The 10,949-nt window shown below is 62.3% G+C and carries 8 protein-coding genes; all 8 read right to left on the bottom strand.

Annotation, left to right across the window (positions count from 1 at the left end; all coding sequences use genetic code 11):
- Positions 1 to 111: 111 nt before the first annotated feature.
- A complete protein-coding gene (locus JWN03_RS42260) occupies positions 112 to 939 on the bottom strand; it encodes an ESX secretion-associated protein EspG (RefSeq protein ID WP_297628035.1) in 828 nt (275 codons plus the stop codon).
- Positions 940 to 951: 12 nt separating this feature from the next.
- Positions 952 to 1,254, bottom strand: coding sequence for a hypothetical protein (locus tag JWN03_RS42255; protein WP_297628034.1), 303 nt, complete (start codon positions 1,252 to 1,254; stop codon positions 952 to 954).
- A 33-nt stretch (positions 1,255 to 1,287) separates the two neighbouring features.
- Positions 1,288 to 1,665: a WXG100 family type VII secretion target gene (locus JWN03_RS42250; protein ID WP_297628033.1), complete on the bottom strand. Its 378-nt coding sequence runs from the start codon at positions 1,663 to 1,665 to the stop codon at positions 1,288 to 1,290.
- A 32-nt stretch (positions 1,666 to 1,697) separates the two neighbouring features.
- On the bottom strand, positions 1,698 to 2,990 hold the full coding sequence (locus tag JWN03_RS42245; RefSeq protein ID WP_297628032.1) for a PPE family protein: 1,293 nt from the start codon (positions 2,988 to 2,990) through the stop codon (positions 1,698 to 1,700).
- Between the two features lie 65 nt (positions 2,991 to 3,055).
- Positions 3,056 to 3,373: a PE domain-containing protein gene (locus tag JWN03_RS42240; protein ID WP_297628031.1), complete on the bottom strand. Its 318-nt coding sequence runs from the start codon at positions 3,371 to 3,373 to the stop codon at positions 3,056 to 3,058.
- Positions 3,374 to 3,468: 95 nt separating this feature from the next.
- On the bottom strand, positions 3,469 to 7,398 hold the full coding sequence (gene eccCa, locus JWN03_RS42235; RefSeq protein ID WP_297628029.1) for a type VII secretion protein EccCa: 3,930 nt from the start codon (positions 7,396 to 7,398) through the stop codon (positions 3,469 to 3,471).
- A gap of 59 nt (positions 7,399 to 7,457) precedes the next feature.
- The gene (eccB, locus tag JWN03_RS42230; RefSeq protein ID WP_297628027.1) at positions 7,458 to 8,987 is read right to left on the bottom strand and encodes a type VII secretion protein EccB; all 1,530 of its coding nucleotides are present in this window, start codon (positions 8,985 to 8,987) and stop codon (positions 7,458 to 7,460) included.
- A gap of 22 nt (positions 8,988 to 9,009) precedes the next feature.
- Positions 9,010 to 10,764: a type VII secretion AAA-ATPase EccA gene (gene eccA, locus JWN03_RS42225; RefSeq protein WP_297628025.1), complete on the bottom strand. Its 1,755-nt coding sequence runs from the start codon at positions 10,762 to 10,764 to the stop codon at positions 9,010 to 9,012.
- Positions 10,765 to 10,949: the final 185 nt, after the last annotated feature.

Genomic DNA, 10,949 nt, shown 5'->3' with positions numbered 1-10,949 from the left:
GACCGGCCGACCGGATCGAAGAAGGCGTCGTAGCCCCGAGCCCGGTCGGACGCCCCGGATTCGCTCGGTGCTGCATCCATTTCTCATCCTCTCGAAATTCCTGCGGAACAATCAGTTCCGGGTCGGACCGAACCAGCTCCGGCCGGGCAACAACTCGACCAGTGCTTGCACACCTGCGCGCAGTGCGCTGTCGTCACCTGGCGCATAGGTCGACCGCACCTCGCCGTCCATCCCGAGCCGCGGTGTCACGACGATGCGTCCCGCGCTCGTGTCGAGCACGACCAAGCCGAGTTCCGGGTTCGCGGTGGCACCGTCGTGATGCTCGATAATCACCACTTCAGCCCTGCGTGTGATCTCGCCCAACGCCCGGCACAGCACTGCCACCGTCCGGGAGGTCGCACCCAATTCCGTGAGCGCCCTTCGCCTTTCGTCCTCTTCTGAGGGCACCTCGGTAAACTGCTCCAGTGTCGCGGTCATCGGCTCGAATCGCGCTGGAGGGCAAGAGCCGAGCGCCACCTTCAACGCGGCGCCGACGGCATTCAACTGGTTGTCTTCCTGATGCACCGACTGAATGACGACCTCGTCGTCGCAGCGCAAAGCGAGTACATGGTCATCTCCGCAACGCACAAGCGCCATCCGCAGCATCGTCTCCGGTATGCCGTCTGCCCTGGTGTCGACAACGCGCGCAGCCATCTCGACATCGGGCCTGTACAAGCACCGAAGCCAGTGTTCTATGGTCGGGTGCACCCTCCCATCGTCGAGGACACCCAGTTGGGTGAGTTGTTCCGCAACGACGGCGTCGACCCGCCCCTGGTCTGCAACCAGAAAGATGTTCGGCATCAGCGCAAGCACCAGCGGATACGAGTCGATGCCGACCAGTCGCAGGAGCAACAGGGCGGCATCGACGTTCAGGTCGACCGATACGGGAGTGCAAACCACCGATCAGCCCTACTAGATCCTAAAGAGGCCAGCCACAGCGTTATCGCCTTCCTGCACCCAGCCATCCGGTCCGCAAACGGTGTAGATGTTCCTGTTGAGAGAGTCGATGCTTTGAACATAGTTCGATATCATGCCTTCCCAATGGGATTGCACATCATCGAAGCCACTTACACCACTGCCCACCATCGTTTCGACGATAGACTGCTTCAAATTCTTAATAACCCCGGCCTCATCGGTCATCGATATCGTAACTGCATATGTTTGCTTACCAAGGTCGGCAACCATCGGATAGTCGTTGTGAATCTGCGAATCCATTATCTGACCCCTTCGATTTAAATATAGAATTGACTACTGCCAGCTATGGTTATCAACGAGCCCCTGCTCGACACCGCGCAGGCCTTGCAGGCTAGATGCCGAATCGGCATTGTCTGCCGCAAGTCGCCCACGGGCTTCCGCCGCGGTGGAATCGTATTGGATACCAGCCCTTTTGAGGCTATTCAAAATGTCCTCCAATTTCGTGGCTACATTATTTCCCGCCAATTCGGCTTTTTCAAAGGAACCCTGGATCGCGTTACCCGTACTTCCGCGTACGGCGCCGTTGAACTCAGCCTTCAACGTCGACAACCTTGTCAGGTGTGTCCTGATTTCAGTGAGGTGTGTGTCTATATTTCCTGCGGTTGTCTGCATAAATACAGTATCAACCTTAGTGATCGGCGTCGATGCCATTTCCGATTCCTTTCATTGGATCCTTCTCGGCCTCAGATATTCGCCGAGGAAGTTTCATAGCTTTCAGCGTCCTCGTATTCGATGACACCGATGACGGGCTGACTTTCGAATGTGGGGATCTCTTCCGGCGCGCCCGGGACGTAAACCTTCGACGGCCGTTTGTTGTCGCCGTTCCGACGGCGCCGCAACATATCCGGTGCACTGGTACCGCTCGCCGGCCCACGGACCACAGGAGCAGGCTCGGGCTCGCCGGCTGCTGCCCCGAACACTCCGCCCGGCCGTCGCGCCCAATTCGCCGGCATTCGGAACCCGTTCGAGGCACCAGACACCGATGCCAGCCCGCCACGACTCATGCCCAGGGCAACCGAGCTACCGACGCCGCCATTCAATCCCGCCAGAGTCGACGAGGACGGCGAGGTTCCGAAGAAGCCCTGGTGACTCCCCTGCCCGTCACTGGACTCATTGGCACCCGCGTCCGCAGGAGCCTGCTGATCGGAAGGACCCTGCGCCGCTTGGGGTTCGGTCTGCGAACCGGGATCCACAGCGCCCGTGCTCGGCAACTGAGAGCCGGGTTGAGCCACCGAGGTGGGTCCGGAAGTCGGTAGAGGCGCCGGAGCTGATGTGGGCGCAGCCGGCATCGGTGTAGCCACCCCCGTCATCGCTCCACCGATCGGATTTCCCACTGGCACAACCGACGTAGTCGCACCGCCCGAACGCGCCAGGTCGGCCAGCACCGCCGGCAGCGACTGGGCCGCGCCCCCCGGACTGGTAATGGAAGGGGCAGGCTGTGGTGACGAAATCGACTGCAGGGCCGTAGAAGTCGCGCCAGCATAGATCATCATGGTGCTGGCGGCCCGCGCCCAGAGGGCCCCGTAGTGGGCCTCGTTGAGAGCCAGGGGTATCGCATTCTGACCCATGTTCGTCGCAAGGAGCGCGGCCTGTGTCACATGATTCACGATCAATTCGGCGGATATCTCGACCATGCTCGCCTGTGCGGCCTGATAGGCACTGGCCGCCTCCTCCGCCGCTTTGGCGGCTTGAGCGGCGACAGCGGCTTGTTCACGAAGCCAGCCGGCATGGAGACGGAACCTTTCCTGCGGTTGTATCCCACTCGGCCATGCGGCCGATAAGACTGTCGTCGACCCATCCAAATTATCGGCTGCGGTCCCAAGCGCCCCGGCCATGGAAGCGTAGGCAACCGCGGTCTGCAGCATCGGCGCCATTCCCGGTCCGTTCAGAACCGAAGCAGCATTCGCCTCCGGTGGGGTGGCGATGAACGTCACAAATTCGACAACATTGGCCAGGAGACTGGTCCGCTTGGCCAATTCGGAGAGCCCTAGATCGAACGCCAACTCCAGCGACGACAGCGGCGCAGGCATGACAAATTCCTTTACGCCAGGACACTGGCAGCTCGGGAGCCGACTTCGGCACCCCCAAGCATATCTGCGGTCAGATAGGTCGCACTGATAGGGCAAAGCACCTGTGCACCTTCGGTCAGATAATCGATCCCGACCGATGTACTCATGTAATAGGGTATCGAATAGAACCCGAATGCCATTGAGGCAGTAGCGCTCACCAGATCCGCGGCCGCCGGGACAGGAACAGATCGAGCCCCGCAGGAGCCTGTCACCGACGCCAGACTTGCCGCGTTCGCAGTCTGATTCGCACTGACACCCGGAAGCTGATCTGGGATGATATCGAGGGCCATGGATCGTCTCCTCCCAAGAGCACGCTCGATGTGAGCGCTACACGAGAAACGCTAGGTTATTCCCAGCACTGGGGGTACCCGTTGATCGTCGTCCATCAGTCCTGAGACGGCAGCAAAGCCGCCTGAACCAAATCGCGGCGCGAAATCATTGGCTCGATGAAAATCCCCCGCCCGACCGGTTGTTTGGTCGGTTTCACATCACCCAGGAGCATCCCATCCGATCTCGACCCATCCATGATCAGACCCGACGAGTTCAGATTCTTCATCTGCCCGAGGACGTTGTCATACAGTGCGCTGTCGGCCTGGGCGATGTTCCGCGCGGCGATGATGTGTAATCCGGTGTCACGCGCATCGACAATGACATCCTTCAACGGTTCCAGAGGGCTCATCATGCTGCGCTGGACCACCATGTGATAGTCATCGATAACCACAAAGATCTCCGGGCCCGTCCACCACGAGCGCTGCTTGAGCTGTTGCGATGTGACACCCATCGGCGCGCGGCGGCTGCGCATCTTGTCCACGAACGACGGTAATCCCTCGGCTACGTCGCGCTCGCTCGTCAGATAACCGATCAACATATCGGCGGGCACGGCGTCCAGATGACGGCGCCGATAGTCGATCAGCAGTACACGGGCCTGATCCTTGTCGAACTGACGGCGAATGGATTCCAGCAAGGATGCCAGCACCGTCGACTTACCGCATCCGGAAGAACCGAGCACGATCATGTGGGTAGAGACTCCGAAATTCATCATGGCGGGGCTGAGGTCGGATTCGCGAATACCGAATGGGACAACCAGGCGTTGCGCCAGAGTCGTCGGCTGGTCTCGGCCGATGCGGATCTCGTCGAGACCGATCCGGTCAGGTAGCAGCTTCACCTCTGGCGCATTGCGACCGGAGAATGAGCGGTTGACCTCATCGATCGCTGCCGCGAGCCCCACACCGGCCGTCTCCGCATCGCGAACCCCATCGATTCGAGGCAACGACACCAACATGTGCAGCGCTTCGGTCGATACGCAACGGCCTGGACGATTCGCCGGAATCGCGGTGACCACACTCCGGTGCGCGGTGAAGACCGTATCGGTGAGGTCGCCCAGTCGCATCTCGACGCGGGTTTGCAGGAGATCTTTGATCGCCGACCGTATCGGGGCCCATCGGGAACTGCTGATCACCAGATGTACCCCATAGTTCAGCCCCTGCAGCGCAATCGACTCCACGACAGGCAGGTATTCGTCGAAAAACGGCCCGGTGACCGCAAACCCGAGGTCCCACCCATCGACTACCAGAAACACATCGCCGTGCCGATCCCCCCGCGCCGTCAGCTCAGCGGACTCGCGCGGTGAACTGCGCCGCCGCCGGAACTCTCGCATGCCATCGATACCCAACTCGGAGAACAAGACTTGGCGATGCGCAATGAGATTGGTGACCAATGCGAATGTGCGCCGGATCCGGTCAACCTCGCGGGCCGCCGCCACCGATCCCACATGAGCGAGGTCCCGCAATCCCGACAGGCCTCCGGAAAAGTCGAGACAGTAGAACTGCAACTGCTCAGGGGTGTGAGTCATTGCCGCAGCCAGAACCAGGGTCTGCAACGCTGTCGATTTCCCCGACTGCGGTCCGCCTACCACCGCGACGTGGCCACCCGCCCCGGACAGATCCACCGACCAGACGTCCTGACGTTGCTGGCGCGGCTTGTCGATGATCGCCAGCGGCACCTGCAACGCACCGGGTGTCACCCCGGGTATCAGCTGATCGAGTGTTGTAGGGGTGTTCAACGGTGGCAACCACATCCGGTGCGCCGGTTTGCCGTGCCCCGCCAGTTGCTGTAGCACCGTCTCCATCACGCTTACCGGTTCGGTCTCCGGAGTATCGGAAACCACCGGATCGGGCTCGGAGACCTCCACCGGCCGCATATCGGCGACCGGAGCGGCCGTGAACTCTTGCGGTGGGCGGTATCCCCCTCCGGCACGACGCGCCCGTGCCGCGCCCAGGGCTGACACCTGCGCCGGTGCGACATACGAAGATCCAACGTAACTTGCCTGGAACCGCTGCAATTCGCCGGATCCTACACGCAAGTATCCGGATCCCGGCTTCTTCGGCAGATGGTAGGCATCGGCGGTCCCGATAGCATCGCGGGAATCACTGGTTTGGTTGGTACGCAACGCAATTCGGTACGAAAGGTGCGCCTCCAGTTCGCCCATTCGGCTGGTCGGCACCTTCTGCGAGGCCAGGAGCAAGTGTATGCGCAGCGACCGGCCCAAGCGCCCGACAGCAACGAACAGCTTGGCGAAGTTCGAGTACTGCTCGAGCAGTTCGGCGAACTCGTCGAGGATGATCAGCAGCGTCGGCAACGGCTCGAACCTCGCGCCCTGTTCACGAGCTCGCTCGTAGTCTGCGACGCTGGCGAAGTTGCCGGCATCGCGCAAAATCCGTTGCCGCCGCGCCATTTCGCCGCTGATCACATCTTCCATGCGGCTGACCAGATCGGCCTCTTCCTCCATATTGGTGACCACGGCCGTGACGTGCGACAGTCGGTCGAACCCCAGGAACGTGGCACCGCCCTTGAAGTCGACGAGCAGCAGATTCAAATAGTCCGGCGCGTGCGTCGCCACGGCCGAGAGCACCAGCGTCCGGAGGAATTCCGACTTCCCGGATCCGGTGGCCCCGATGCACATACCGTGCGGACCCATCCCCTCTTCAGCGGACTCCTTGATGTCGAGATACACCACACCGCCGGCCGGGTCGTGTCCGAACGGAATATTGAGCCGTGTCCGGTCCACATCACGCAGCGGCCGCCACTGGCGGTCCACACGTACAGCGCCGGCATCAGGGATGCGCAGCATCTCTGCCCACGAGACGCCTCCGGCCTGTTCGGCCGCTACCACCTCGACCACACTGGAGAGGCGGTATGGGGAAATACTGCGCGCCAACGCTGTGATCGCCGGGACCGACATGTCATCCGCGACCCCGACCCGTCTCGTTCCACGCTGGGTGATCTCGGACAGAGAAAGATCGCTATCGACGATGAACCGTAATTCCCGTGGCAGGTTCTGCTCCATATGACCCAGCCGCAACCAGGTGCAGCCGTCGACGCCGGAAATATCCCGGTCGCTGGCCGGTCCGTCGACATCGACTATGAGGATGTAGTGCTTGCGATCCAGTGTCGGCTGATTGTTGGGTGAGAAGGGTCCGCGGTTGAGCCCCGCGAGCAGCTTGGTTCGCAATTCGGCAACGGTGCGGTACACCATCCGGCTGGTCCCAATTGCATCGGTATCGCTGGGATGCTGCGTGTGCGGCAACCATTTCAGCCAATTCCATTGCGGTGCATCGGGATCCGTCACGACTGCTGCGACCGCGACCTGATCGGACCCATGCAGGACCGCCACCTCGGCGATCATCGCCCGCACCAGACCTGCCACCACGTCAGCGGGACCGTCGAGACCCACCAGCGGCGCCGACAGCAGATTGATCGCTACCGGCATGCCGCCGACAGTCGAATATGCCTTCGCGAACCGCGTCAGTTCGACCACACCCACGGGGTCCAGATCCGAAAGCGGCGCCGCCTCCGGCACTATGACCCGCACCTGGTTCGCGATCCGGCCCCGGCCCACCCTTACCCGCAGAAATTGCTGGCTGGCGACCTGCACCTCCCACATCCGTTTGCCACCAACCAATCTCGCGAGTTCCGCGGGACCGGGGTGGGTGTGCCGAAGGTAGGCGTGGAGCTCGTTTTCCGACTTGTGCACGGTTTTGCGGTTCTCGGAGATGCTGCGCAGATAGTCTTTGCGCTCCTCGTTGAGCGCCGCGGCACCCGCACCGCCGAAAGCCCCGCCCACCATGCTGAACACCGAGACCAGCATCATCACCGGAAAAAACAGCATGGTCGGTGAAACCGACCCGCTTCGGAACATCAGCACCATCATCCCGGCCATGCCCGCGAACATCACCACCGGCATGATCATTTTCAGCCGCGAAGCGGGAACCGGCTTGGGCAGCTCGGTCGGGGGCTGCAGTCGTAGCTCGGTCACCGCAGGTGCCTTGGGCCCCTTCACCATTCGCGCCGGGCGTAGGAAACGCCGCATCACCGTCACGACCCACCACCCAACCCCGCGACAACCTTGTCCGGAGGAAGGCCGTCGTGCGCGACACGTGCCTCTCGCTGTGAGAGGGTCGGACCTATGGCGAACAGCGAAACGATGCTCCAGGGCGCGGTGATCGGCGCTTGTAGTGCCAATGCGGTCAATGTGCTGTCACTGCCAGATTGAGGTTGCGCATCGAGCCCGTACCGCACACCGCTGTCGGAGATCCAATACAGCGACTCCCGCAGCGGAGAACCCGGGTCCGTACCTGTGACCTGAACGAACCGGCCGGTATTACGAACCACGAAAGCCGAGTCGGCAGTATTTCCCTGCGAGGTCGCCGCGGTTACCAGATTCACGACCTGGCGCTGCTCCTGGCCGGTCAACGGTAGTTGCCGGCCGACCACGAGTCCCGTGAGCGCGCGGTGCTCGCCGCCGCTCGCCCACGTATAACAGGTGACGCCGAGCGCGTCGGGATTCACGATTCGAACCCCTCGCGTCGGGTAGGTCGCGGTTCCGGGCCAGTTGCCCGGGCGCAGATTCGCCGCGATCACGTCCGGCTCCACAGACGTCGCCGAAGTCGCTCCGTGGGAGTCGGCGTTGCGGAATATGGCTGCCAGCAACGGACTCACCTGCACGAACCCCGATTTCGATACCACATAGTAGGACTCGCCGCGATCGGGTGCGGTCGCAGTGAGCACCCCGCCGACCGCGACGGACAACCCTGATGCCACAGTGATCGCCGATCCGGCATCAGGAACGTCGGGCACATGAATCGGCGGCGCCTCGGGGATCGCATCGAGCAAGCCCTTGGAGGCTTGGACAACGGGTGCGGTGGCGTCGATACCCAGCGCGAGGATGACGGCCGAATCCCCCAGATTGACTGCGGCACGGACGATCCCCCCGTCATGTTCGGCGTAGACGAGCCACGTGGCGGTGTCGTCGCGCAGGAGCCGGGCCTCACCCTCAGCGAGCGGTCGCGTCGCGTCGCCGTCGATGGTCAGTGGGCTCCCGATCACGGTTGTCGATACCGCCGGATTGACCTTGGTCGGCAGCCCTGTCTGGGGATTCAACGGGGCGGTCGCGCCCGTTCGAGCGGTGTCACACACAGCCCACGACGAATTGCGGTCACCGGACTCGACGATCGCTCCGGGCGCCCCGGGTATCCCCACCAGCGGCCCGCGCGGATATTTCGCCAGCTCGTCACTCGACACCGGCACCGGATTGTCGGGGGAGCCGACGATCAATCGCGCCGAGGTCAGATTCAACGCCGGATACAAGCGGTCGCCGAGATGTACGTAGAGCGCTCCAGTGTCTTTCTCGGCGACGATTCGCGTTTCACCGATCTGCTTGGCCGGCTTGAAGAATGCCAGCACGGCGGCCCCCGCGAGAACCAGACAGGCCAGCGCGAGGCCGACCGACAGCGCAGTGGATCTTCCTCGCTGCGGATCGTCGATCATCGAGGCATCGCGGTGCACCACGGCATGCTCGATCCGCCGGAGCAGAAATCGCCACCCGGAGATCTGGTGTTTGGTCACAACCCGGAAGCGCGCCACAGCATTACGCCATCGGCGTCAGGCCCGCCAACGCGGCAGTCAGATCTGCCGCGGAGAGGGTCATCAGCTCTTCATCTGTCAACTGTGTGAGGTCGGCGTCTTCTCGGGTGAATCTGTAATCGCGTTCTGCCTCTGCGGCCTCGATCACGTTACGCACGAACCGTCCGTTGCCGACCAGATCGATCAGCCGACGACCATCACGGGACTGCTCTAGTAACTCGGCGCAGCGGGCGCGGAGCACCTCGATGGCCGATTCGGAAAGGATCGAATCCTTCTTGCCGGCAATATGATCGGCGATCTGCACCAGTTCGTCGGCGTTGTAGCTGGAGAACCGGACCCGTTTGGTGAACCTGGACGCCAGCCCGTCGTTCGAAGTCAGGAAGCGATCGATCTGATCCTCGTAGCCCGCGATGATGACCACCAACTTGTGGCGGTCGTTCTCCATGCGCGCCAACAGGGTGTCGACTGCTTCCTTACCGAAGGCATCCCCGCCCCCCAAGCCCTCCTGAATCAAGGTGTAGGCCTCATCGATGAACAGGACCCCGCCCAACGCGCTGTCGATCAGCGCATTGGTCTTCGGCGCGGTGTGACCCAGGTGAGTGCCCACCAGGTCGGTGCGAGACACCTCGACGACCTCGGCATTCTCCACGACACCGAGTCCCGCGAAGATCTTGGCGATCACCCGGGCAATGGTGGTCTTGCCCGTGCCCGGTGGTCCCGAGAAGATGAGATGGTGTGAACGCGAATCCACTGCCAGCCCACGCTGGGCCCGTACCTGATCCATGAGTACGCCCGATTTCAGGCGATCGATCTGCTCCTTGACCGACTCCATGCCGATCTGCGATCGAAGCAACTCGGATGCCTCCGCGAGGAGTGACTCGCGGCCGACGCGGGCGGCCGACGCGGCGGCCTCCGTCGGATCGTCGCCGGATCCGGGGTTCCATTGGTCGGTGCGTGAGGCGAGGATCGCGGCAGTAGTGATTTCGAGCCGATACGTCCGGTCTCGAACCGCACTCTGCCATTCCTCGCGCTGCGACCACAACGCCGAGCCCTGCAAGCCCGTCAAGATCCGGTCCGCCCCCTCCTGATCCCCGGTGTGCCGCAACAGCATTCCGAGCAAGAAGTGCGCATCGGCCCAGATATAGGAGAGATTCCCTGACGACGAGTCATCGACGATCCGCCGCGTAGTCGGCAGAGCTTCGTCGAAGCGCCCCAGGTGCGCCAACGAACGAGCCGCCATCAATTCGGCGGCGATGTCGAGCAGTCCGTCGGCGAGCACCGGCTTCGCGCCGCGAGCGGCGAGCACCTCGAACCATCGCTTGGTCCGGAAGAACAACGACATCCGAACGAACTCGGCTACATCATCGCGCGGTATCTGATCGAGAACCGCGACAGCCTCCTGCCATTCGCCGCCGTCGGCATACTGACATGCCTGGGCCACGGCGATCTGGTCGCGATCGGCCATGGTGACCCGCAACCCGTAGATGCCGATCTCGGCCTGAGACCACAGGGACCGGTCGACCAGTCCGGCACGCTGCTGGTCTCGATACAGGTTGTGCATCGACCGATAGGCCCCGTAGATCACCTCGCCGGTGACCTCACCCGCCATCGCCCGGCCCAACCACGCATCGCACATATCAGGATCCAGATCGGTCGCCGCACGAAACCCCGCCAGCGCATGCCGCTCGTTCCGTACTCCTCCAACGATCAATCCGAGACTTTGCACCCCGGTATAGAACGCGTCCTCGGCCGCTGACAACTCGGGCTTTCCTTCCGCCGATCTCGCCTGACGGAACGATAGACAGCGGCAGCAGGTCACTGACACAACGGTGTTCCCATCATTGGGGAACCGATTGCTGTCCGCAAGAAGACACCTCCAATTTGCCGCCAATTGTCGAGCCTCTCTTGAAAGAGCCGCTATCTAGCGTTACGTTACATACGGGT

The organism is Nocardia sp. (assembly GCF_025465275.1).
Classification (GTDB): domain Bacteria; phylum Actinomycetota; class Actinomycetes; order Mycobacteriales; family Mycobacteriaceae; genus Nocardia.
The sequence above is the reverse complement of the archived record's forward strand: the minus strand, read 5'-3'. Positions and strand labels throughout refer to the sequence as shown.